A 23,156-nucleotide genomic window follows, 5' to 3' on the forward strand; every position below is an offset into this window, starting at 1 on the left:
CTGCTAACGTCGGCTTTGACCAGCGGTGTCATTCCGCTACACAGCCGCGATACCAGACCTTTGGGAGAGGGAAAGGCATGCAATCTCGGATCCATGGAAAAAAGACACCGGTTACCTTGCTGGCAATGGGCGTGGCACTTGCCCTGTCGGCAAACGCGACCGCCCAGCAGCAGACCGCAACCGACCTGGACACGGTGACCGTCACCGGCTATCGCGCCAGTGTCGAGAAGGCGCTGGACATCAAGCGCGGCGAGGCCGGCGTGGTCGATGCCATCGTCGCCGAGGACATCGGCAAGTTCCCCGACCTCAACCTGGCCGAATCGCTGCAGCGCATCCCCGGCGTGGTGATCACCCGCGAGGCCGGCGAGGGGCGCAACATCTCGGTGCGCGGCCTCGGCCCGGACTTCACCCGCGTGCGCATCAACGGCATGGAAGCGCTGACCACCGTTGGCGCCGGAGACCAGAGTGGCGGCACCAACCGTGGCCGTGGTTTCGACTTCAACGTCTTCGCCTCGGACCTGTTCTCGCAGCTGCTGGTGCGCAAGACCGCCTCGGCCGACGTGGAAGAGGGATCGCTGGGTGCCACGGTCGACCTGCGCACCGCGCGCCCGTTCGATTATGACGGCTTCACCTTCGCCGCCAGCGGTCAGGCCGGCTACAACCAGATGGCTGAAAAAGCCGATCCGCGGGTGGCCGCGCTGATCTCCAACACCTTCGCCGATGGCACCTTCGGTGCCCTGCTGTCGGTGGCCTACTCCGAGCGCCAGGCACTGGAGGAAGGCTCCAACACCGGCCGCTGGGCCAACGGCCCCAGCAACGGCAACTTCGCTGCGTCATCGCCGTTTGCCGCAGCACGCGCCGCGGATGTCTTCCATCCGCGCTTCCCGCGCTACGTGCAGATGGAACACGAGCAGAAGCGCCTGGGCGTGACCGGCTCGCTGCAGTGGAAGCCCAGCGACGCCACCGACGTCTCGCTGGACGTGTTGTATTCGAAGATCGATGCCACCCGCGACGAGCACTACATCGAAGCGATCTCCTTCAGCCGCGGCAGCAGCAGCACGCCGCGCCTGGTGGGCAAGCCCTCGACCATCGTCAGGAACGGCGAGATCCGCAACGGCGCGCTGCTGTACGGTGAATTCGACAACGTCGACATCCGCTCGGAGAACCGGCACGACGAGTGGAGCACCGAGTTCAAGCAGATCAGCCTGAACGGCCAGCACCGCTTCGGCGACGACTTCACCGTGTACGGCAAGCTCGGCATCTCGCGCTCCAGGCACGAGAACCCGGTGCAGACCACCGTCATCATGGACAAGTACGACGTCAAGGGCTACAGCTACGACTATCGTGGCAACAGCCGCTTCCCGATCCTCAACTACGGCATTGATCCGACCAGCCCCAATGGTTGGGAGCTGGCGGAAATCCGCCTGCGCCCGCAGTACGTGGACAACGATTTCGATACCGGGCAGATCGATTTCAACTGGAACATCAGCCCCGGCTTCCGCCTGAAGGGTGGCGTGCTGGCCAAGGACTATACGTTCAAGACCACCGAACTGCGCCGCGCCAGTGAACTGGCCGTGCCCACCTTCGCCAACGGCAGCAGGATCGTGCCGGTGGACATGGTCAGCCAGGCGGGCCTGAAGGGCATCGACGGCAATCCGTCCAACTGGGTGGTGCCGGACCTGAATGCGATCGCCGACCAGTTCGACATCTACAGCAACAGCGGCATCTACGCCGTCGCCCCCCGCGCCAACAACGTGCGCAGCGTGGAAGAGAAGGATCGCGGCGCCTACCTGATGGGCGAGTTCAGCACCGAGATCGGCGCGCTGCCGCTGTCGGGCAACTTCGGCGTGCGCTACGTGCGTACCCGGCAGTCGTCCACGGGCCTGTCTACGCTGGCCAGCGGCACCACCTCGACCACGGCCACGCGTACCTACGACGACACCCTGCCCTCGTTCAACCTGGTGGCCGAAGTCACGCCCGATTTCCTGATCCGCCTGGGGGCGGCCAAGGTCATGACGCGCCCGGGGCTGGGCAGCCTGACGCCCGGCGCAACCGTGGCCGTGGCCGGCGGTGCCCGCACCATCTCCAGCGGCAACCCCAACCTGGACCCGACACGCGCCACCAATGTCGACCTGGGCTTCGAGTGGTACTTCGCCGAAGGCGCGATGGCGGGCCTGGGCCTGTTCTACAAGGACATCGAGACCTCGGTGCAGACCCTGCGCGAGAACCGCCCGTACACCGACAGCGGCCTGCCCGCCGAACTGCTGATCGGTACCGGCGCCTCGCCCACCGACGACTTCACCTTCACCCGCCCGGTCAACACCCCCGGTGGCGAACTGTACGGCGCCGAAGCGAACTACACGCAGCCCTTCAGCTTCCTGCCGGGCAAGTGGTCGAACCTGGGCGTGCAGTTGAACTACACCTGGGTGGAATCGAAGATCCAGTACATCAACGCGTCCGGCCAGCCGGTGATGAAGAACGATCTGCTGGGCCTGTCCAAGTCGTCCTGGAACGCAACCCTGTTCTATGAAGGCGAGACCTTCTCCGCCCGCGTCTCGGCCACCAACCGCGATGACTACCTCACCCAGGTTCCGGGCCAGGAAACCGGCTTCAACCTGGACGGCTACCACGGCATGACCGGCACCACGGTCATTGATGCGTCGCTCCGCTACAGGATCAGCGACCAGCTGGAACTGAGCCTGGAAGGCATCAACCTGACCAACGAAGCCTCCGACGAGTGGGTGTACTCGCCCGCGACCGGCCGCCTGCCGCTGCAGTACACCGAAACCGGCCGCCAGTTCCTGCTGGGCGTGCGCTACAAGTTCTGAGCAATGCCGGCGGCGCGCACCGGTGCGCGCCGCCGCATGTCGTGACCGCTGCTGCGCCGCAAGGTGCCGTCGTGGCATGGCCTTGCTACGGTCCGGCGGCCCACCGCCGGCCGTCGCCCGTTGAAAGGAAACGTCTTCATGCCGCACCGCACGACCTTGTTCCGCTGCCTGCTGCTGGCAGCGGCGCTGGCCGCAGGCCCCGCGACGGCCGCCGCCGATGTCCCTGCCCTGCTCTTCCACGTCGATGCCCGCCACGGCCTGCAGGCCGTGACCGCGCAGGGTGAAGCCGTACCGAACTTCCGCGACAGGGTGGCGGTGGTCGACGATGGTGCCGGTGGCAAGGCCATCCAGTGGGAAGACGACGGCGTACTGGCCTGGGACGCACCGGGCAACATCCTGGCCCAGCGCGGCACCCTCGCCTTCGACTGGCGTCCGCGCTATGCGGTGGGCGAAGCCCCGTTCGTGATCTTCCGCGTCGGCTACGCCGACCACAGCAGCTGGGACATGGCCTGGCTGCGCGTCGACTGGAACGGGCACGGTTTCGATGCCTTCGTCACCGATGCCAACCTCGCACGCACCCGCGTGTCGTTCCGCATGGACACGCCACCGCGCCCCGAGCAGTGGCTGCACCTGGCCTTCGCGTGGGATGAAGACCAGGGCGTGCGCCTGTTTGTCGACGGGCGCGAAGTGGCGCGGGCGCAGACCACCGGCGACTACGATGCGGCGCTGGACCAGCTCGGCCTTGCCGGGCGGGTGATGGCACCGTACCAGGTGCAGAGTCGCTACAACTTCCTGCGTGGGAGTGATTTCCAGCACATCCGGGTCTACGACCGCATGCTGGATGCGCCGGCGGTGGCAACGCTGGCGCGCGGGCGCGAGCCGGCCAGCGCCGTGGCGGTCGGCGATGGCACGCGCGCCTGGCGCCACCGCTTCGGCTGGGAAGGGGCTGCACCCCCCGCGTTGGCGGCCGGCGGCACCCGCATCCGCAAGATCGAATTCGCCGACACCCGCGATCTGAAGGCGTGGATGTGGAAGGCCACCGATGGCATCGCCGAAACCACCTGGCCGGGCGTGTACAACCGCTCGCGCCTGCCCGGCCGCAATGACTACTTCCAGCTTCCGGACTGGAACACCTATGTGGAAGGCGGCCAGCACCTGGACCTGGCCCTGCCGGCCACTGAAACGGTGAACCGCGTGGAGATCCGTGGTGCGGCCTTCGGCACCCTCGCCCACGGGCCCGACGCCGGACATGCCACTGACGTGCTGGCGACGCGCCCCCGCGGCGTGGTGCGCAGCGTCGACGACATTGCCGCGCAGCGCGGCGGCGTGCTGCGTTTCAGCAACGTCGAGCAGGAAACACCGATCCAGGAAATCTGGGCCTACCACGTGAGCGAGGGCACCGAGCCGGAAGGCACGGTGAAGCAGACCTACATCATCGACAGCCAGGCGCTGCCCGACTACACCAACCTGGACGCATTGCGCCGCTACATTGAAGGACGTTTCCCGGCCGCCGAACGCAGCACGGTGATGGCGCTGCCGAAGGGCGCCGGTTCCCGCCGCCGGGATGCCGGCACCCTGCCCGCACATCCGCAGCCGATCGTGCACGTGCTGATTCCTTCCGGCGTGGGTGACGCGCCGGCCAACCAGCCGCTGATCCGCAGCTGGGCCTACAGCTGGGAAAACATGCACGACGGCCTGGATGGCGTGGCCCTCGATATCCCCGCGCTGGACCTGCCGGCCACCCATGACGGGCTGATTCCGCTGAACATCCGCATCAAGGATCCGATCTGGCCGGCGCGCGACATGATCGATGTATCGGTGTCGGTGCCGCCACGGCAGGCGCGCACGCTGTGGCTGGACCTGCGCGATCGCATCCTCACCCCGGACAGCCTGTGGCTGAGCATCGCCTCGGCCGCGCCGGGCTTCGATGCAGGCGCCTTGGACGGTGCGCAGGTCCGGCTGGTGTTCAAGCCGCGCGCCGAGGCACTGAAGGAGCACGTGGCCGACCGCTTCAACCAGGTCCGCGACAACTGGGGCTTCCTGGTGGAAGAGCACACCACGTCCAAGCGCCAGCGCCTGTACGCGCGCGTGTACGCGGACCTGAGCGACCTGCTGCGGGTGGATCCGGACCATGAACTCGGCCGCCTGTACTGGAACTACATCAGCTACAACAGCCAGGGCCGCCCGCCCTACACGGCGCCTGCCGTGCCCAGGGGCGTGCCGGCGTGGGCATTCAACCAGGTGCAGGACCTGGCGCAGGTGCGGCAGTTCGTCGACTGGTGGATCGACGAACGGCAGGTGGCCTACGGTGACTTCGGTGGCGGCATCTCCGACGATTCCGACCTGACCCAGCAGTGGCCGGGACTGGCCCTGATGGGCGTGCGGCCGGATCGATTGAACGCCTCGCTGACCGCGCTGTCCGACGCGGTGTACCGCAATGGCATGTTCAGCAATGGCCTGAGCACCATCGAGACCGACGAACTGCACTCGTACGAGGAAGGCATCAACACCAACAGCGCCATGCTCTACCTCAACTGGGGCGATCCGCTGACGCTGGAACGCCTGATGGAAACAGTGAAGGCCTTCGACGAGCGCATCATCCTGCGCAACCCGCAGGGCCACCTGCTGTTCTCCAGCAACTGGTTCGGTGGCAACAAGGTGTACCGCGAACCGAACTGGCAGTGGCAGAAGCCGTATTCGTTCCCGGTGCTGCACCCGGCGTTCCTGCTGGGCCAGTACAACGCCGATCCGACCGGTCGCAAGCTGGTGATCGGCCTGGCCGATGGCTACCTGGCCCACGCAGGCAAGGACGACAAGGGGCGCTTCACCCTGCCCAACGAGATCAACTGGGCCAGCGGTGCCACCCGGGGCGGCGAGTTGAACAATGGCTCCGGCGGCGGCGACACCCTGCATACCTTCTGGGCCGCGTGGCGCTGGACCGGCGATGCGAAGTACCTGCAGGCACTGGACTATCGCGTAGCCCGTGGCGGCCCGGGTGCGCTGGCCAACCTGGGCGAGAACGTGGTGGACATCCTGGGGCGGCAACAGGACTGGTATCCGCTGCTGAGCGCCGAAGCCGATGCGGGAAAGACCGGCTTCGCCAGCCTGATGGCGTGGCAGGCCAGCGGCGACAGGGCCTACATCGCCGCGATGCATGCCGACGGCCTGCAGGCCAAAGTGCAGCGTGCGTACATGAACACCGAGGGCCACTGGTGGTCTGACCGCGTGGAAGCACCCAGCGAATTCCTGCAGCGCGCACGCCTCGGCGGCATCGCGCTGAAGCGCAACCAGAGCTGGCCCGGCCATACCGTCAGCTGGCGCTTCGACCGCGAGGGCGCGGCCGAACAGGTCGCCCTGCTGGTACACGCGCCGTCGCGCGAGCGCTTCACGGTGACCAGCTACAACCTGGGCACGCGCACCATCGGTGCGGACATGACCGGCTGGAACGTGGCCAGTGGTACCTGGCGCATTCGCAGCGGCGTGGATGCCGATGGCGACGGGCGCATCGACGGCCCGGTGGCCGCGCGTACCGTGCAGCTGGAAACCAGCACATCGGTGCCGATGCAGTTCCGCCCCGGCCGGACCGAGGTATTCGAATTCGAGCGGATCAGCGCGGGCACGCCGGTGGAAACCCGCCCGGACCTGGGCATCGGCCGTGGCGATGTACGGGTGGACGGCCGCCAGGTGCACGTGACCGTGCACAGCCTGGGCCATGTCGGCAGCGGCGTGGGCGTGGCGGTGCTGGAAGATGCGCGTGGCCGCGAGATCGCCCGCACCGAAGTGCCGGCGATGGCCGCACCGGCGGACCTGCAGCCGAAGACCGCGGCCGTGTCGTTGCCGTTGCCGGCCGGTGACCGCAGCGGCCTGCGCGTGCGCGTGGCACTGGCCGACGGCGGCGAGGAAGTGACGCAGCTCAACAACCGGGTGGACGTGCCGCGCTGATGCCTGCGCAGGGGCCGGGCCATGCCCGGCCGAACGCGGTCAGGCTGCGTCGGTCTCCATCAGCTTCACCCGCCGCTGGTACCAGTCCTCGCCCAACGGTTCGAACACCGCGCTGCGTTCCATCACGCCCTCGTAGACGTGCAGCGATACCGCCACATCCGCGTCGCTGGCGTTGCACAGCGTGTGGTACTCGTGCGGCGGAATCAGGCTGCCGGCACTGCCGCGATGGCCGTACAGCGCCGGCTGGGCGGCGAAGCGATGGCGTTCGCCCTCCTGCTCCAGCAGCGCGTACGGGGTGACGACCAGTTCGCCCTGCCAGACCCCTTCCACGCACCACATCGCATCGTGGTCGTGCAGCGGCGTGCCCTGGCCCGGGCCCCAGCACATCGCGATCACGCTGTAACCCAGGGTCGGGCTGCGATGCAGTTCGCGGCGCGCGTAATGCCCTTCGACCGGGCGCCGCACGCAGGGCGGCAGCTGGATGGACGGATCGACGATGGCCTCACGCAGCACCTGCTGCAGCGCATCGGTGATCGCCTCCGGCGTGCCCAGCATCACCGCGGCATCGATCGCAGCGAACAGGCGCTCCCGGCCGGTGAACGGCAGTGGCGAGGACATCTCTCCCATGGCCCGACTCTAGCCGAGACGGGTTAACAGAATGTTTGCACCACGGTGTCATCACTGCGTGCCGCGCTGCACGAACGGCACTTTCGCGTACAGCGCACGCTCGCCGGCACGGGGATCATCCACTGCGCGGCTGTGCTGATCGAACAGCATGGTCTGGCGCTGCGGCAGACGGTAGGGGGCCCATTGCGACATTCCGCGATGATTGGGGTCGCCGGTCCGGGCAAAGGCGATCAATGCGTCGCTCATCGTGGCCGCCAGCGCCTGCGCGTCCGCACCGCCGCCGGTGCGTGCACCGGGCAGGCCGGCGTTGTCGAACACCAGCGGGATGTCCAGGGTATGGAAGGCGCGCAGCCGGCCCTCCTCCACCGGAGAGCCCCAGTCCAGCTGGTAGGCCCAGGTGGGTGCGGCCCCGCTGGGCTGGCGCGCACGCGCTTCCAGTTCCTCCACTGCGCCGCGCCAGGAACGGCCGGCAGTGGTGGCGGCAAAGAACACCTCCGATGGCGTGTAGTGCGGGTACAGGCGCCGGTACTCGGCGATCACCGTCTGCGGCAGCAGATCAACGAACTGCTGGCGTTCCAGCTGCGCCGGCAGCGTCTCCCAGGTCAGCGCGAAGTTGGCCGGGTCATTGCCGAGGAAGGCGCGGGTCTCGTCGCGGGTATTGCCGATCACCATCGGAATGGCGGCCGACTGCAGCGGAGCCTGCGGCCAGAACGGATGCACCGGCAGGGTGACCTCGTCCAGCACCGGCCCGAAGTACAGCGACGTGCTTTCCACCCGCGACGGATCGCGCGCGCGGGTCGCCGCCAGCAGATCGGCGGTGGGCAGTCGCAGCAGTGCCGCCAGGTCCCCTGCGCCTACGGTCTGCATGGCGATCGCCGCGCGCTGCGCGGCGGCACGCGGGCCGGCTGCGGTGACCTGCTGGCCGCTCATGGTCCAGGCGCGCTGGAACAGGCCGCGTGCGGCCGGCATTGCCATCAGCGTAGCGATCTTGGCGCCGCCCCCGGACTGGCCGAACACGGTGATGTTGCCGGCATCGCCACCGAAGGCTGCAGCATGCTCGCGCACCCACTGCAGCGCCTGCACCAGATCGAGCTGGCCGACGTTGCCCGACGCCGCATAGCGTGCATCGCCCAGCGCACCCAGGTACAGGTAGCCGAAGGCATTCAGGCGATGGTTGAGGGTCACCACCACCACATCGCCGCGACGGCACAGCGCACTGCCGTCGTACAGCGGGTCGCTGCCGGAACCGTTGTTGAAGCCACCGCCATGCAGATAGACCAGCACCGGGCGGCGGCCGCCATCCCCCAGCGCCGGCGTCCAGACGTTGAGGAACAGGCAGTCCTCGCTGCCGGGGCCTTCTGCGCCCGCCTGTGGCGCGGCGGCGCCGTAGTCCAGCGCATCGGCGATGCCGTTCCATGCCGCTTCCCGGCGCGGCGGTTGGAAGCGATGGGGGCCGGTGTCGGCACCGTAGCGCACGCCGCGGAACACCAGCACGCCTTGCTCATGCTGGCCGCGCAGGCGCCCCCCGCGCACGCGGACGATCGGCAGGCGGTCGTCGCGTGCACCGGGCATCGCCGCTGCCGGCAGTGTCGCCAGCGTCGCCGTGGCCAACGCCCAGCGCGCGCTGTCGCGCAGGAAGCGGCGGCGCTGCAGGTCGTCCGGTGCTCCCGTCATCGGCTGCCCTCCGCGCCCTTTCCTGCCGTCAGCCACGCCTGCGCCAAGGCCGGCCACAGCGCCAGCGACGAACCACCCTGCAGGTGCATGCCGAAGCCGTGGCCGCCGTGGGCGAACACGTGCAGTTCGTGCTCCACGCCCGCTTCGGCCAGCGCCCGCGCCATCACTTCGCTGTTGTGCACGCTGACCACGCGATCGTCAGCGGCATGGATCAGCATGGTCGGTGGCATGTCCGCGCGCACGTGCTGCTGCACCGAGTACCGGGCCGCCAATGCGGGGTCAGGGTGTTCGCCCAGCAATCGCCCGCGCGAACCGCTGTGCGCATGCGCACCCATGTCGATGACCGGGTAGACCAGCACCGCCCGTGCCGGGCGCGCGCTCAGCTGATCGATCGCATCGCGTGCAGGATAGACCGGAGCATCGAAGCCGGTGGCCAGCCGCGCCGCCACGTGGCCGCCGGCGGAGAAACCCATGACCGCCACGCTGCCGGCCTCCAGGCCGCGGCGTGCGGCCTGGTCGCGTACGACCCGCAGCGCGCGCTGCGCATCGGCCAGCGCCGCCTGGCGGTCCCTGCCCGGCTGCGGCAGGCGGTAGCGAAGCACGAACAGGGTGAAGCCTGCCCGCTGCACCCAGTCCGGTACCAGCGCGCTGCCTTCCTTGTCGATCACCACGCGCTGGTAGCCGCCGCCCGGAATGACCAGCACCGCCTGCCCGTTCGGACGTGGCGGCGCGTGCACGATCATGTACGGCGCATCGATCCCGTCCACGAACCGGTCCGGATGGGCCGGGTCGGGGCTGCGCTCAACCACGCGCGCCGGTCGCGACGCAGCGCTTTCGCCGGGTACCTGCCCGGCGGGCCAGAGCGGCAGGCGTTCGCCGGTCACCTCGTGCCCGGGCCGCTGGCCATCGCGCAGCGGGACGTCGGTGGCGCGCGCCGGTGCAAGCGTCAGCAGAACGGACAGGCACAGCACAAGGGTGGGCAGACGCATGGCGGACCGGGCTCCAGCAAAGGGGGGGCAGCGTGCCGCAGGCGCCCCGGAAGCGGGCGTGATGCGCTGCGGCTTGCGTTATGACACCGGTTTACCATATACACCTCCTGCAGACGCTGTCGATGGGCAGTGCAACAACGCAGAGGGAGACCGTTCTTGAGCAACGAACACGGCACACAGGGGCACAGGCCGACGCCGGACGATGCAGCCGCGATCGCCCGCGCCTTCACCGACGCCCGCCGCGCCGGCCAGGCCCTGACAGGGTTTCCCGGGACCATTCCCGCTGATCTGGTGCACGCCTACCGGGTCCAGGACCGCGCCATCGAGGCCTGGGACGATCAGGTGATCGGCTGGAAAGTGGGGTACATCGCCGCCGAGCGCCGCGACGGCTCCGGCGACGAACGCCTGCTGGGGCCGATCTTCAAACGTCAGCTCTGGAATGATACCGGTGGAACAACCGACATTCCGGTATTCGTCGGGGGCTTTGGCGCAGTCGAAGCAGAGTACGTGCTGGAGCTGCTGGAGGACGCCCCGGCCGGACAGTTGCACTGGTCCCCGGAACAGGCCGAAGCCCTGCCCGCGCGCCTGTACATCGGCGTGGAAGTGGCCAGCAGTCCGCTGGCCACCATCAACGAACTGGGTCCGCGCGTGGTGGTGTCCGACTTCGGCAACAACAATGGCCTGGTGCTGGGGCCGGAGATCACCGGCTGGACGGCCCGCGACGAGACTGCGCTGCGTGCGGAGACCGTCATCGACGGCGAGGTGGTCGGCACCGGTGGCGCCACCCGCCTGCCCGGCGGCCTGCGTGCGGCCTATGCCTTCGCGCTGTCCCGTTCGGCGCAGCGCGGCCGGCCGCTGCGCAAGGGCGACCTGATCGCCACCGGCAACGCTACCGGCATCCACGATATCGAGGCAGGACAAACGGCGCTGGTGCGCTTTGCCGGCTTCGGTGACATTGCCTGCCGGGCCGTGCCGGCGGGATGACCGCCGGCCAGCCCTGGTGAACACGCGCGGGAGGGCGCAGATGATCACACGACGTAATTTCCTGGCCGGCGGCGCCGCTGCGCTGGCGACGCCGATGCTCGCCGCCTGCGGGCGTGGGGCCGCCGGCGACGCGGACGGCAGCACCCTGCTGACCGCGACCGACGTGCACGTGGCCGACTACCCCACCGTCACTGCGGTGAAGTGGATCGGCGAGACCCTGCAGCGTGAGACCAACGGCCGCCTGCGGCTGCGGCAGTACCACTCGGGCCAGCTGGGCCGCGAGTCGGAAGCGATCGACATGGCGCGCTTTGGCGCCATCGACATCACCCGCGTGTATGCCGGTGCACTCAACAACGCATTTCCGCTGACCCAGGCACTGTGCCTGCCGTACGTCTTCAGGTCGGTCGCGCAGCAGCGCGCCGCACTCGATGGCGGCGTGGCCGACGCGGTGCTGCGTGGCTTTGAAGGCCGCGATCTGGTCGGCCTGGCGATCTACGACTCCGGTGCACGCTGCTTCTACAACACCAAGCACCCCATCGTTTCGCCCAGCGACCTGCACGGCCTGAAACTGCGGGTGGCCTCGTCGGACATCTTCATCCAGCTGATGCGCCTGCTCGGCGCCAACCCGACGCCGATGTCGCTGGGCGACACGTTCTCCGGCATGGAGACCCACATGATCGACGGCGCCGAGAACAACATGCGCAGCTTCCATTCCAGCCGCCATTTCGAAGCCGCGCACTACTGGTCGCAGAGCGACCATTCGTATGCGCCGGACGTGCTGCTGATGTCGCGCGCCCGTTTTGAACGCCTCAGCCCGGATGACCGCCAGCTGCTGCTGCACACCGCCCGCGCATCGGTGGCGGTGATGCGTGAGCAGTGGGACGCATCGGAGGATGCCGCGCGCCGGGCGGTGCTGGCCTACGGGGTGAAAGCCAACGAGGTCGACATGGCGGCCTTCCGCGATGCGGCCCAGCCGCTGCTGAAGCACTACCTGCAGCAGCCTGGCATCGCCGCGCTGGTTGACCGCATCCGTGCCGCCTGAGGATACCGCCATGACCGAAACGACGACGTCCACCACCGGACCCGGCCAGCGCCTGCTGGACCGCATTGCCGACATCGCCATCTACGGCGCCGTCGCCGCCCTGCTGGGGCTGGTGGTGGTGCAGGGCTGGCAGGTGTTCGCGCGCTACGTGATCAACGATTCGCCCAGCTGGACCGAGCCGGTCACCCTGCTGCTGCTGGCCACGGCGATGAGCCTGGGCGCGGCCTGCGGCGTGCACACCAACCGCCACTTCGGCTTCTTCCTGCTGCATGCCTACATGGGCGCCGGCCTGCGCCGCGCGGTGGACGTGCTGGTGCAGCTGGTGGTGGCGGTGCTGGGCGGCTTCATTGCGTTCTGGTCGGCCGACCTGCTGGTCGACGGACTGGACATCAAGACCGCCGGTGCCAACCTGCCGCAGAGCATCAACTACCTGCCGCTGGCGGTGGGGGGCGCGCTGATGCTGATGTTTGCACTGAACCGCGCGTGGAACGCGCTGCAGGCCCGCGCCACCGGCGCCGAAGACGCTGAAGGAGATCGTTGATCCATGGGCATCACCCTCCTGTTCTCCGTACTCGCCGTGCTGCTGCTGCTCGGCGTGCCGGTCGCCTACGCGCTGGCTGCCGCGGCGCTGGCCACCCTGCTGTACCTGGATATCCCCAGCATCGTGCTGGTGCAGCAGATCTCGGCCGGTACCGGCTCCGCTTCGCTCATCGCCATTCCACTGTTCATCTTTGCCGGCGAGATCATGATGCGCGGCGGCATCTCCGAGCGCCTGATCGCACTGGCCTCGTCGCTGGTCGGGCGCCTGCGCGGTGGCCTGGGCCAGGTGTCGATCCTGTCCTCGCTGTTCTTCGGCGGCGTGTCCGGCTCGGCCATCGCCGATGTCTCGGCGGTCGGCGGCACGATGATCCCGCAGATGGTCAAGCGCGGCTACGACCGCGATTTCGCCGTCAACGTCAGCATCACCGCCGCGCTGGTGGCCCTGCTGGTGCCTCCGTCGCACAACCTGATCCTGTTCTCCGCTGCTGCCGGCGGGGGGCTGTCCATCGCCGACCTGTTCGCCGCCGGCATTGTCCCTGCGCTGCTGATGACGCTGGCACTGATGATCACCGGCTATGTGGTCGCACGTCGCCGCGGCTATGGCGTAGAGGTCTTTCCCGGCTGGCGTGCCGTGGCCCTGCGCATCGTCTCCGCCCTGCCCGGCCTGGGCCTGGTCGCGCTGATATTCGTCGGTATCCGCGCCGGCATCTTCACTGCCGTGGAAAGCGCGGCGATCGCCGTGGTCTACGCCCTGCTGGTGACCACCGTGCTGTACCGGCAGCTGCGCTGGCGCGAGTTCTTCGACACCGTCATCCATGCCGCGCGCAGTACCGGCGTGATCCTGTTCGTGATCGCCACCGCGGCGGTGTTCGGCTGGCTGCTGGCGTACCTGCAGGTGCCGGCTGCCGCCGTCGAGTTCCTGCAGTCGTTCGCGCACAGCCGCTTCATGGTGCTGCTGATGATCGTGGTGATGCTGCTGTTGCTGGGCACCTTCATGGATCTGGCGCCGATGATCCTGATCTGCACGCCGATCTTCCTGCCGGTGGCGCGCGCCTACGGCATCGATCCGATCCACTTCGGCCTGGTGCTGGTGCTCACCGGCGGCCTCGGCTTGGTCACCCCGCCGGTCGGCTCGGTGCTGTTCATCGGCACCTCCATCGGCAAGATCAGCGTCGGCCAGAGCATGCGCACCATCTGGCCGTTCTGGTTCGCCGCGCTGGGCGTGCTGCTGGTGGTCACCTTCTTCCCCGCCCTGTCGCTGTGGCTGCCGGCCGCGCTGCGCGGCTGAGCCGCAAGGAGACTGCCATGCGTGCACTGCGTATCGCCGCCGCCGCCACCCTGCTCGCACTGTTGCTGCCGGCATGGCCTGCACCCGCGGCGGAGACCGCGCGCGCCCCGACGCAGTGGGCGCGGGGGCTGGAACACCAGCGCCAGGCGGACCGTGGCGATGGCACGTTCCTCAATCCGGTGCTGGCCGGAGACCATCCGGATCCCTCGGTGCTCAAGGACGGAGACGATTACTACCTCACGCTGTCGTCGTTCGACGCCTATCCCGGCCTGCCGATCTGGCACTCGCGCGACCTGGTGAACTGGCAGCCGCTGGGCCATGCGATCACCCGCAACGTGGGCTCGATCTGGGCGCCGGACATCGTCAAGCACCGGGGGCGCTACTTCATCTACTTCCCGGCGCGGACCGGCGAGCGCCGCAGCAACTTCGTGGTCTGGGCCGATGACATCAAGGGCCCATGGAGCGCACCGATCGACATCGGCCTGGGCGGCTACATCGATCCCGGCCATGCGGTGGGTGAAGACGGCAAGCGCTACCTGTTCCTCAGCGGTGGTGATTACGTGCAACTGGCCGACGATGGGCTGAGCGTGGCCGGCACGCCGACGCACGTCTACGACGGCTGGCGCTATCCGCAGGACTGGGACGTCGAGGCCTATGCGCAGGAAGGCCCGAAGATCCACCTCCGCAACGGCTGGTACTACATGACCACGGCGGTGGGCGGCACGGCCGGGCCGCCCACCGGCCACATGGTGATCACCGCGCGCTCGCGTTCGATCCACGGACCGTGGGAGAACGCGCCCAACAACCCGATCACGCGCACGCAGTCGGCAGCCGAGCCCTGGTGGTCGCGTGGCCATGCGACGGTGATCGAAGGGACCGATGGGCGCTGGTGGATGATGTACCACGGGTACGAGAACGGCTTCTGGACGCTGGGCCGCCAGGCCCTGCTGGAGCCGATCGAATGGACCGCCGACGGCTGGTTCCGCGCGACCGGGGGCGACCTCGGCCAGCCACTGCGCAAGCCGGCCGGACAGGCACTGTCGCCGCATGGCATGGCGCTGTCGGATGATTTCCGCGGCAGCACGCTTGGCCCGCAGTGGGCGTTCTTCAATCCGGCGCAGGACGAGTACCGGCGGCTGGGTTTCAGCGGCAACGGCCTGGTCCTGAAGGGCAAGGGCAGCACGCCGCGCGATGCGTCACCGCTGACCACCATCGCCGGCGACCGGGCCTACCAGTTCGAGGTGGAGATGGAGATCGCCCCCGGTGCCGTGGGCGGCGCGCTGCTGTTCTACAGCGACCGCCTGTACGTGGGCGTGGGCAGCAATGGCGAGTCGTTCATCATGCATCGCTACGGCGAGGAGCGCCCTGCCCGGCCGGCGCCGGGGCGCGGCGGCCGGCTGTGGCTGCGGGTGACCAACAACCGCCACATCGTCACCTTCCACTCCAGCACCGACGGGCACACTTGGCAGAAGTATCCGGTTCAGATGGAAGTGTCCGGTTACCATCACAATGTAGCGGGCAGGTTCCTGGCGCTGAAGCCGGCGCTGTATGCGGCCGGCGACGGTGCGGTAACCTTCCGCAACTTCCGCTACCGCGCGCTGGACTGAGCGCGGAGCCGGAATCCCCAGACTTACCGGGTTCAAAACATGTCAGTGCGCAACAAGAACGATGCCGCTACGCCGGCATTGGCGAAGGGCAAGGCAGCCACCATCAACGACATCGCGCGACTGTCGGGCGTATCCAAGAAAACGGTTTCAAGAATCATCAACAACTCGCCGCTGGTGCGCAAGGACACGCGCGACAAGGTGGAGGCGCTGATGCGTGAGGTGGGCTACACGCCCGATCCGCTGGCCCGTGGACTGGCGTTCCGCCGCTCCTTCCTGATCGGCATGGTCTACGACAACCCCACCGCGCAGTACATCGTGGACATGCAGTACGGTGCGCTGGATGCACTGCGTGGTTCCAGCTTCGAGCTGGTGGTGCACCCGTGTGACAGCCGCAGCCCCGGCTACATCGAGGGCGTGCGGCGCTTCGTGCAGCAGCAGAAGCTGCACGGGGTGATCCTGGTGCCGCGTGCCTCGGAAGACCAGGCGCTGGCGGACATGCTTGATGAGATCGGCTGCCGGTTCACCCGCGTGGCAGCGCTGCCGCTGGACGAAAGCTCACAGATGGTGGTCACCCATGACCGCGACGGTGCGGCCGAAGCCGCCGACTACCTGCTCTCGCTCGGCCACCGTGACATTGCCTTGGTGACCGGTCCCAGCGCCTACCGTTCGGCCCATGAACGTACCGCCGGCTTCATCGACGCACTGTCCCAGCGCGGCATCGAGCTGCCCAAGGACCGCATCATCGAGGCTGGCTACACCTTCGAATCCGGCGTGGCCGCTGCCGAGAAACTGCTGTTGGGCAAGCGCCGCCCGACCGCCATCTTCACCGGCAATGACGAAATGGCCGCCGGCATCTACAAGGTCGCGCTGCGCGCGGGCATCAACATTCCGCGCCAGCTGTCCATCGTCGGCTATGACGACAGCCCGCTAGCCTCGCGCCTGTGGCCCTCGCTGACCTCGGTGCGCCGGCATACCCGCGATACCGGGCGCACCGCCGCGGCGATGCTGATCCAGCCTGAAGGCCAGGCCGCGCTGCCCATCGCCAGCGTGCGGCCGCACCTGATCGTCCGCGATTCCTGCCAGCCGCCGGAGGATTGATCTCCCCCGGGGATCACTCCTGCAGGTCACGACCTCTGCCCCATCCGCCCGATCCACCGCGCCTCGCCCGGGCCATCCCGGCATCGTGCGACGCAAAATGACACCGGTTTCCTGTCTGGCTAGAATCGACCGTGAACCGCGCCGGGGCCGACCCGTCGGCCCGCCCCCCGCTCTGGAGACGCCATGTACAGCAAGACCCATTACGCCACCCATCCCGATGCCATCCACGGTGCCAGCAACGACCAGCTGCGTGACCTGTACCTGCTCGATGGCCTGTTCAACGCCGGTGCGGTGACCCTCAAGTACACCCACTACGAGCGCTTCGTGATCGGCGGCGCTGCCCCGGTGGGCGCACCGCTGGCCCTGCCGACCCAGACCGAACCCGCTTCGGCCGCAGGCCATCCGTTCCTGGAGCGTCGAGAGCTGGGCGTGATCAACGTCGGCAGCGGAACCGGCAGCGTCACCGTCGATGGCACGGTCTACACGCTGGGCCCGAAGGATGGCCTGTACGTGGCCATGGGCAGCAAGGACGTCGTGTTCGCCTCGCAGGACGCCGCCAATCCCGCCCAGTTCTACCTGGCCTCGACCCCGGCCCATGCCCGCTTCGAGACCCGGCAGCTGTCCATCAAGGATGCCGTCGCCCTGGATCGCGGCGCGCTGGAAACCAGCAACGAGCGCACCATCTACCAGTACATCGTGCCGGCCACCTGCCAGTCCTCGCAGCTGCTGCTGGGGCTGACCGTGCTCAAGCCGGGCAGCGTGTGGAACACCATGCCGCCGCACCTGCACGACCGTCGCAGCGAGGTGTACTTCTACTTCGACCTGGGCGACAGCGACCGCGTCTACCACTTCATGGGCGAGCCGGCCGCGCAGCGCCACATCGTCATCCAGAACAACGAAGCCGTGGTGTCGCCGCCGTGGTCGATCCACATGGGCGCCGGTACCAGCAACTACGCCTTCATCTGGGCGATGGGGGGCGAGAACCTGGATTACACCGACATGCACGTGCTGGACATCTGCCAGCTCAAGTAGGCCCCACCTGGCCGCCGTGCACCGTGTGCCGGCGGCCGTCGCGCTGACCCCGCTCGCCCCAATCAAGGAACGCATACGCAATGGCTAATCCCTTCAGCCTGGAAGGCAAGGTCGCTCTGGTAACCGGTGGCAATACCGGTCTGGGACAGGGCATCGCCGTGGCACTGGCTGCCGCCGGCGCCGACGTGGCCGTGGCCGGCATCGCCCCGCCTACCGACACCATCGAAAAGATCACTGCGCTGGGCCGCCGCTGCCTGGCCATCGAAGCCAACCTGATCAGCATCGAACCGGTGGCGCGCGTGGTGCGCGAAACCATTGATGGCTTGGGTGGCCTGGATATCCTGGTCAACAATGCCGGCCTGATCCGCCGCGCCGATGCGGTGGACTTCAGTGAGCAGGACTGGGACGACGTGATGAACGTCAACCTCAAGTCCGCCTTCTTCATCTCGCAGGCCGCCGGCCGCCACTTCATCGAACAGGGCCACGGCAAGATCATCAACATTGCTTCGATGCTGTCCTTCCAGGGCGGTATCCGCGTGCCGTCGTACACCGCCAGCAAGAGCGGCATCGCCGGCATCACCCGGCTGCTGGCCAACGAGTGGGCGGGCAAGGGCATCAACATCAATGCCATCGCCCCGGGCTACATGGCCACGGACAACACCGCCCAGCTGCGCGCCGACGAAGCGCGCAACAAGGCGATCCTGGAGCGCATCCCGGCCGGTCGCTGGGGCACGCCGGATGACCTGGCCGGTGCGGCGGTGTTCCTGGCGTCGTCGGCGTCGGATTACATCAACGGCGCCGTGCTGCCGGTCGACGGTGGCTGGCTGGCGCGCTGACGCGTGAGCCACGGCAGTGCCGGTCGCTGGCCGGCATCTTCGCGAGGCTTCCGCCGTTCATGAGGGTGCCGGCCAGCGGCCGGCACTACCGGAGAACCGCCATGCGCACCCTGTTGCTGCTGTTGCTGCTGTTGCTGCTGTTGCTGCTGTCTTGCACCACCGCGCAGGCGGCGCCGGTGCGGGTATTCATCGCCGGTGACTCCACTGCGGCCGAATACGGCCCCGAGCGCGCGCCCCAGGCCGGCTGGGGCCAGGCACTGCAGAGTTACCTCGACCCGGCGCGCTTCGAGGTGCACAACCATGCCAAGGGCGGTCGCAGCACGCGCAGTTTCATCGACGAAGGGCGCCTGGATGCCATCGCCGCCGAGCTGCGCGGTGGCGACGTGCTGCTGATCCAGTTCGGCCACAACGATGCGAAGTTTGAGGATTCCACGCGCTATACCGATCCGGACCGGGACTACCCCCGCCTGCTGATGCGCTACGTACAGGTGGCGCGCGGGAAAGGCGCGACGCCGATACTGGTCACGCCGGTGGCGCGGCTGCTGTACGACTTCGGTTCACTGCTCGACACGCATGGCCGTTACACGCAGTCGATGAAGGCCCTGGCCGCGCGCGAGCGGATTGCGCTGATTGATCTGAACGACCGCAGCACGCGCTGGATCCGCGCGCTGGTTGAGCAGGGCGCGCGACCGTACTTCCTGTTCGTGCCCGAACAGAACAAGGCCGACGGCACCCATTTCAGCGTGGCCGGCGCCCATGCGGTGGCCTGCTTGGTACTGCGCGAAGCAGTGCCGCTGCTGCCCGCGCTGCAGCCGGCGCTGGTGCGGGACATCGACTGCGACGTGATGGACGCAGGGCAGGGCGCCGGTGCGACGGGAGATTCGCAGGTCGTGCACGAAGGCACGATTGCGCGCATGCAGCCCGGCCCGCACGGCGGCGGCGGGCCCACCACCGCGTATCCGTTCTTTGCCGGCGCGGCGGACCTGCCGCTCGTGCTGCGCAAGCGCGTGCTGCACAAGGGCGCGGGTATCGGCCTGCATCCGCAGCACAAGGATGAGATCTATTACATCGTCAGTGGGCAGGGCAGCTACGTGCTGGACGGCAGGCAGTACGACGTGCACGCCGGGCACGCGCTGCTGACCCGCAAGGGCAGCCGCCATGCGCTGCAGCAGGTGGGTGACGAGGACCTGGTGGTGCTGCTGGCATACCCGCGCTGAGCCTGTAGAGCCGAGGCCATGCTCGGCTGTCCTGCATCCGGTTGATCGCAGCCGAGCATGGGCTCGGCTCCACGCGGGCTGCTACAGCCGCTCTGCGCCGAAGTGCTTCAGCCCGAACCGCGCAAGGTCTTCCGGGCGCTCGAAATAGGCGTCCTCGAACGCTTCCAGCGCCTGCTGTTCGTCTTCGCTCATCGCGTCGTACAGGTCGGTCAGTTCCTTGATCGCCGGGTCGTGCTCCAGCCGATCCAGCAGCCCGCGCATGCCGGCCAGGAGCGCGTGCGTCTGCACTGCGCCCATCGCCTGCAGCGCGCGCAGCGCCAGCTGGCAGGTCGGGTCGCCCCAGTTGCACAGGAACTGCATGAAGCCGCCGTTGTTGATGTCCGCTTCCATGCGCCACAGCGCCACCAGTTGCTGGTCCTCGTCGGACAGCGCCTCCAGCGTCCATCCGGCGTCCTTCAGCCGTGCCATCGCCGCGTCGTAGCGGTCTTCCCAGACCTGGTTGAGGATATCGACCACGCCCGCCTCGCGCGCCGGCAGCAGGGCCGGCCAGTTCACACCCAGGCCATCGGCGGTGGCGACCCACTGCGCGCGCTGCCCTGCATCGGCTTCGAACAACGCAGGTACCCAGCGCAGCGGCTGGCGGGTGCGCCGGCCATCGGCCAGGGTCAGCAGGATGACGTCGTCGTCGAAGGCGACGTTGGTCACGCGCAGGGCGGCAAACACATCGGTCATGCCGCGCAGGATACCCGCGCGCCGGCCCGCCTCACACGTCGCCGCCGTCGGCCCAGCCTTCACCCGTGCCCTTCTGGAACACGCGGTCGTCGTCCTGCACATCACCGGCAGGCAGGTGTGCCTGGTCGGCCAGTGCCGCGTAGATCGGAGTGAAGTCCGGTGAGGTCGCCTGCATCAGCTGTTCAAAGCTGTCGATGACGAAGTAGGTCTTCTGGAACGTGTCGATGCGGTACTTCGTGCGCATGATCCGCTGCAGGTCGAAGCCGATGCGATTGGGCGCGTCCGATTCCAGCGAGTACAGCGACTCTCCCTTCGACGACACGATGCCCGCACCGTAGATGCGCAGGCCGTCCGGCGTATCGATCAGGCCGAATTCCACCGTGTACCAGTACAGGCGGGTGAGATTCTGCAACGCGTCCGGCCCGATCACGTGGGCCTTGACGCCACCGCGGCCGTAGGCCTCCATGTAGTCGGCAAACACCGGGTTCATCAGCAGCGGCACGTGGCCGAACAGGTCGTGGAACAGGTCCGGTTCGGCGATGTAGTCGATCTGGTCCGGGCGGCGGATCCACCAGGTCACCGGGAAACGTCGGTTGGCCAGGTGGTCGAAGAAATCCAGTTCCGGCAGCAGGCCTTCGACGCCGACCAGCGTCCACCCGGTCGCCGCGCCGAGCACTTCGTTGAGCTGGTCGAAGCGCGGAATCATGTGCGCACTCATCCCCATCTCGTCCTGCGCATCCAGGAACTCCTGGCAGGCGCGGCCGACCAGCAGCTCGCGCTGGCGCTGGTACAGCGTGCTCCAGGTGGCGTGGTCGTCGGCAGTGTAGGTGTCCCACGGTTGCTCGACGAGCGCGGTGGTGTACACCGGCACGTAGCCCTTGTCGGTCTGCTGGTGTTCGACGCGGCGGGGCTGGGCGAGGTCCATGGGGCGCTCCTTGAAGGGATACCCACGATGCTAGGGCAGGGCGCGCGCAACAGGGTTGCAAAAGTTGCGCTGATTGCCGTTGTTGGCGCAATATCCTTGCGTACTCACCATGTTGCGGGGCAACAATGGCCGGAGAAGTCCAGTTCGATCGCACGGATATACGCCTGCTGGCTGAAATCCAGCGGGACGGGCGCGCTACCAACGCCGAACTGGCGGCGCGGGTGAATCTCTCGCCCTCGGCCTGCCTGCGCCGCCTGCAGCGGCTCGAAAGCGAGGGCGTGATCGTCGGCTATGGTGCGCGCCTGGAGCCACGGCAACTGCGCCTGGGCCTGCAGGCCTTCGTGCGCGTGCAGCTGGAAAAGCACGACCAGGCCGCCATCGGCCACTTCGTGGACAGCGTGCAGGGCTGGGATGAGGTGGTGGCCTGCCATGCGTTGACCGGCGACATGGACTACCTGCTGCACGTCTATGTGCGCGACCTGGAGCACTTCTCGCACTTCCTGCTGGACCGGCTGCTCAACGCCGGTGGCGTGGCCGATGCCAATTCCAGCTTCGTGCTGCGCACGGTGAAGGGCTTCCAGGCGTTGCCGTTGTCGCAGCTGGAGTCCTGAGCGGCCACCGGGCATGCCCGGTGGCCAGGCATCAAGAGATCAGCACTTGTCCTTGCGGCCCATCAGCCTGCCCAGGCGCGAGGCTTCCTCGCACTTCGGTGCAGCCACCGGGGCCGGTGCCGCTGCGGCGGCGCGTGCGCGCTGCAGCTGCTGGATCTTCGCGCGGATCTGCGGCATGGCCGCCATCGCGGCCTTTTCGCCTTCCAGGATCGCGGTGCCGCGCTGGCTGAAATCGGCCGCGCCGATGTCCAGCACCTTCGGGCGGATGACGATGTCGGCGCGCGCCAGTTCCTGCTCGCCCAGGCGCTGGCCCATGATCGAGATGGACTGGTTGACGATGCCCAGCATGTCCGTCGGCGCCTTGCCGCTGGCCTTGCTGGAAATATCCACGGCGATCACGAAGTCGGCGCCGAGCTGGCGCGCGGCGTCCACCGGCACCGGGCTGACCACGCCGCCGTCGATGTAGTTGCGGCCGCCGATCTTCACCGGTTCGAACACGCCGGGGATGCTGCTCGATGCGCGCACGGCCTGGCCGACATTGCCGCGCACGAAGATGGCGCGCTCGCCCGTTTCCAGCTGGGTGGCGACGGCGGCGAACGGCTTTTTCAGGCGCTCGGCGGGACGGTTGGCAACCTGCTCGTTGACGTAGTCCTGCAGCTTCTGGCCCTGCACCAGGCCACCGGAGAACAGGCGCACGTCGCGGATGCTGGCTTCATCCAGCGCCACGGCCTTGCTCTGCATCTGGAAGGCGTCCATGCCGCTGGCATACAGGGCGCCGACCACGCTGCCGGCGCTGGTGCCGGCGACCACGGCCGGCTCGAAGCCGTTGGCCTCCAGCATCTTGATCACGCCGATATGGGCGAAGCCCTTGGCCGCGCCGCCGCCGAGGGCGATGCCGATCTTCACCGGCTTGGCCTGCGGGACCACGGTCGGTGCCGGCGGCGGGGTGGGGCGGACCGGCTCGCCACCGCAGCCGGCCAGCAGGCCGATCAGGGCGACGGACAGCAGCATGCGGGGGCGGAACAGGCTCATCGGCAGTGCGCGCGCGGCGCCGGGTTCAGGAAAGGGCGCCAGCATACCGAAGCCGTGGCAGGGCGGGCAGGGTGGGAAATATCGCCCATTCATAAAGGTAGTGCCGGGCGCTGGCCGGCAACCATAGGGAAACTGGCAACGGTCCATGGGGT

The 23,156-nt window shown here is 68.2% G+C and carries 18 protein-coding genes; 12 read left to right on the forward strand and 6 right to left on the reverse strand.

Features of this window, described 5'->3' with window-relative positions; translation table 11 throughout:
* The first annotated feature begins 77 nt into the window (after positions 1-77).
* Entirely contained in the window at positions 78-2,828 is a 2,751-nt protein-coding gene (locus tag AC5P9I_RS15450) for a TonB-dependent receptor (RefSeq protein ID WP_049468452.1), read from the forward strand.
* A gap of 138 nt (positions 2,829-2,966) precedes the next feature.
* The gene (locus AC5P9I_RS15455; RefSeq protein WP_049468454.1) at positions 2,967-6,770 is read left to right on the forward strand and encodes a LamG-like jellyroll fold domain-containing protein; all 3,804 of its coding nucleotides are present in this window, start codon (positions 2,967-2,969) and stop codon (positions 6,768-6,770) included.
* Positions 6,771-6,809: 39 nt separating this feature from the next.
* On the opposite strand, the gene AC5P9I_RS15460 is transcribed toward AC5P9I_RS15455, so the two are convergent.
* The 3 genes from AC5P9I_RS15460 to AC5P9I_RS15470 are packed head-to-tail and all read right to left on the reverse strand — an operon-like array spanning position 6,810 to position 10,042.
* On the reverse strand, positions 6,810-7,397 hold the full coding sequence (locus AC5P9I_RS15460; RefSeq protein WP_049468456.1) for a cysteine dioxygenase family protein: 588 nt from the start codon (positions 7,395-7,397) through the stop codon (positions 6,810-6,812).
* Positions 7,398-7,448: 51 nt separating this feature from the next.
* Entirely contained in the window at positions 7,449-9,071 is a 1,623-nt protein-coding gene (locus AC5P9I_RS15465) for a carboxylesterase/lipase family protein (protein ID WP_057494431.1), read from the reverse strand.
* A complete protein-coding gene (locus tag AC5P9I_RS15470) occupies positions 9,068-10,042 on the reverse strand; it encodes an alpha/beta hydrolase (RefSeq protein ID WP_049468503.1) in 975 nt (324 codons plus the stop codon). Before AC5P9I_RS15470 ends, AC5P9I_RS15465 begins: the two co-directional genes overlap by 4 nt.
* A gap of 174 nt (positions 10,043-10,216) precedes the next feature.
* On the opposite strand from AC5P9I_RS15470, the gene AC5P9I_RS15475 reads away from it, so the two are divergent.
* From AC5P9I_RS15475 to AC5P9I_RS15515, 9 genes are all read left to right on the forward strand, one after another.
* On the forward strand, positions 10,217-11,044 hold the full coding sequence (locus AC5P9I_RS15475) for a 2-keto-4-pentenoate hydratase (protein WP_049468460.1): 828 nt from the start codon (positions 10,217-10,219) through the stop codon (positions 11,042-11,044).
* A 40-nt stretch (positions 11,045-11,084) separates the two neighbouring features.
* Entirely contained in the window at positions 11,085-12,086 is a 1,002-nt protein-coding gene (locus AC5P9I_RS15480) for a TRAP transporter substrate-binding protein (RefSeq protein WP_049468463.1), read from the forward strand.
* Between the two features lie 10 nt (positions 12,087-12,096).
* Entirely contained in the window at positions 12,097-12,627 is a 531-nt protein-coding gene (locus AC5P9I_RS15485) for a TRAP transporter small permease (protein ID WP_049468464.1), read from the forward strand.
* 3 nt (positions 12,628-12,630) lie between these two features.
* Positions 12,631-13,914 (forward strand): TRAP transporter large permease, encoded by a 1,284-nt coding sequence (locus AC5P9I_RS15490; protein ID WP_235645251.1) that lies wholly within the window; start codon positions 12,631-12,633, stop codon positions 13,912-13,914.
* A 17-nt stretch (positions 13,915-13,931) separates the two neighbouring features.
* Positions 13,932-15,521, forward strand: a complete 1,590-nt coding sequence (locus AC5P9I_RS15495; protein ID WP_049468505.1) for a family 43 glycosylhydrolase — start codon at positions 13,932-13,934, stop codon at positions 15,519-15,521.
* 39 nt (positions 15,522-15,560) lie between these two features.
* Positions 15,561-16,619, forward strand: a complete 1,059-nt coding sequence (locus AC5P9I_RS15500) for a LacI family DNA-binding transcriptional regulator (RefSeq protein ID WP_019337388.1) — start codon at positions 15,561-15,563, stop codon at positions 16,617-16,619.
* A gap of 183 nt (positions 16,620-16,802) precedes the next feature.
* Positions 16,803-17,651, forward strand: coding sequence for a 5-dehydro-4-deoxy-D-glucuronate isomerase (gene kduI / locus AC5P9I_RS15505; RefSeq protein ID WP_049468466.1), 849 nt, complete (start codon positions 16,803-16,805; stop codon positions 17,649-17,651).
* Between the two features lie 80 nt (positions 17,652-17,731).
* On the forward strand, positions 17,732-18,487 hold the full coding sequence (kduD, locus tag AC5P9I_RS15510; RefSeq protein ID WP_049468467.1) for a 2-dehydro-3-deoxy-D-gluconate 5-dehydrogenase KduD: 756 nt from the start codon (positions 17,732-17,734) through the stop codon (positions 18,485-18,487).
* A 116-nt stretch (positions 18,488-18,603) separates the two neighbouring features.
* A complete protein-coding gene (locus AC5P9I_RS15515) occupies positions 18,604-19,704 on the forward strand; it encodes a GDSL-type esterase/lipase family protein (protein ID WP_414608564.1) in 1,101 nt (366 codons plus the stop codon).
* An 81-nt stretch (positions 19,705-19,785) separates the two neighbouring features.
* On the opposite strand, the gene AC5P9I_RS15520 is transcribed toward AC5P9I_RS15515, so the two are convergent.
* Together AC5P9I_RS15520 and phhA are read right to left on the reverse strand one after the other, a co-directional pair.
* Positions 19,786-20,436, reverse strand: coding sequence for a DMP19 family protein (locus AC5P9I_RS15520; RefSeq protein WP_080355560.1), 651 nt, complete (start codon positions 20,434-20,436; stop codon positions 19,786-19,788).
* Between the two features lie 31 nt (positions 20,437-20,467).
* Positions 20,468-21,361, reverse strand: coding sequence for a phenylalanine 4-monooxygenase (phhA, locus tag AC5P9I_RS15525; RefSeq protein ID WP_049468470.1), 894 nt, complete (start codon positions 21,359-21,361; stop codon positions 20,468-20,470).
* A 125-nt stretch (positions 21,362-21,486) separates the two neighbouring features.
* Between phhA and AC5P9I_RS15530 the strand changes: the two genes are divergently transcribed.
* Complete coding sequence (locus AC5P9I_RS15530) at positions 21,487-21,972, forward strand: Lrp/AsnC family transcriptional regulator (RefSeq protein WP_049468471.1); 486 nt, start codon at positions 21,487-21,489, stop codon at positions 21,970-21,972.
* Between the two features lie 39 nt (positions 21,973-22,011).
* Here the strand turns inward: AC5P9I_RS15530 and AC5P9I_RS15535 are convergent, their stop codons facing one another.
* Positions 22,012-23,004 carry a patatin-like phospholipase family protein gene (locus AC5P9I_RS15535; RefSeq protein WP_049468508.1) on the reverse strand — a complete coding sequence of 331 codons (993 nt, stop codon included), beginning with the start codon at positions 23,002-23,004 and terminating at the stop codon, positions 22,012-22,014.
* Positions 23,005-23,156: the final 152 nt, after the last annotated feature.

The sequence above is a fragment of the Stenotrophomonas sp. YJH_SMC_29 genome, assembly GCF_059371235.1.

Excerpts from the sequence above, each read along its gene's own strand:
- AC5P9I_RS15450 (WP_049468452.1), top strand. The coding sequence starts at position 78 with ATGCAATCTCGGATCCATGGAAAAAAGACACCGGTTACCTTGCTGGCA.
- AC5P9I_RS15455 (WP_049468454.1), top strand. The coding sequence starts at position 2,967 with ATGCCGCACCGCACGACCTTGTTCCGCTGCCTGCTGCTGGCAGCGGCG.
- AC5P9I_RS15460 (WP_049468456.1), bottom strand. The coding sequence starts at position 7,397 with ATGGGAGAGATGTCCTCGCCACTGCCGTTCACCGGCCGGGAGCGCCTG.
- AC5P9I_RS15465 (WP_057494431.1), bottom strand. The coding sequence starts at position 9,071 with ATGACGGGAGCACCGGACGACCTGCAGCGCCGCCGCTTCCTGCGCGAC.
- AC5P9I_RS15480 (WP_049468463.1), top strand. The coding sequence starts at position 11,085 with ATGATCACACGACGTAATTTCCTGGCCGGCGGCGCCGCTGCGCTGGCG.
- AC5P9I_RS15485 (WP_049468464.1), top strand. The coding sequence starts at position 12,097 with ATGACCGAAACGACGACGTCCACCACCGGACCCGGCCAGCGCCTGCTG.
- AC5P9I_RS15490 (WP_235645251.1), top strand. The coding sequence starts at position 12,631 with ATGGGCATCACCCTCCTGTTCTCCGTACTCGCCGTGCTGCTGCTGCTC.
- AC5P9I_RS15495 (WP_049468505.1), top strand. The coding sequence starts at position 13,932 with ATGCGTGCACTGCGTATCGCCGCCGCCGCCACCCTGCTCGCACTGTTG.
- AC5P9I_RS15500 (WP_019337388.1), top strand. The coding sequence starts at position 15,561 with ATGTCAGTGCGCAACAAGAACGATGCCGCTACGCCGGCATTGGCGAAG.
- kduI (WP_049468466.1), top strand. The coding sequence starts at position 16,803 with ATGTACAGCAAGACCCATTACGCCACCCATCCCGATGCCATCCACGGT.
- kduD (WP_049468467.1), top strand. The coding sequence starts at position 17,732 with ATGGCTAATCCCTTCAGCCTGGAAGGCAAGGTCGCTCTGGTAACCGGT.
- AC5P9I_RS15520 (WP_080355560.1), bottom strand. The coding sequence starts at position 20,436 with ATGACCGATGTGTTTGCCGCCCTGCGCGTGACCAACGTCGCCTTCGAC.
- phhA (WP_049468470.1), bottom strand. The coding sequence starts at position 21,361 with ATGGACCTCGCCCAGCCCCGCCGCGTCGAACACCAGCAGACCGACAAG.
- AC5P9I_RS15530 (WP_049468471.1), top strand. The coding sequence starts at position 21,487 with ATGGCCGGAGAAGTCCAGTTCGATCGCACGGATATACGCCTGCTGGCT.
- AC5P9I_RS15535 (WP_049468508.1), bottom strand. The coding sequence starts at position 23,004 with ATGAGCCTGTTCCGCCCCCGCATGCTGCTGTCCGTCGCCCTGATCGGC.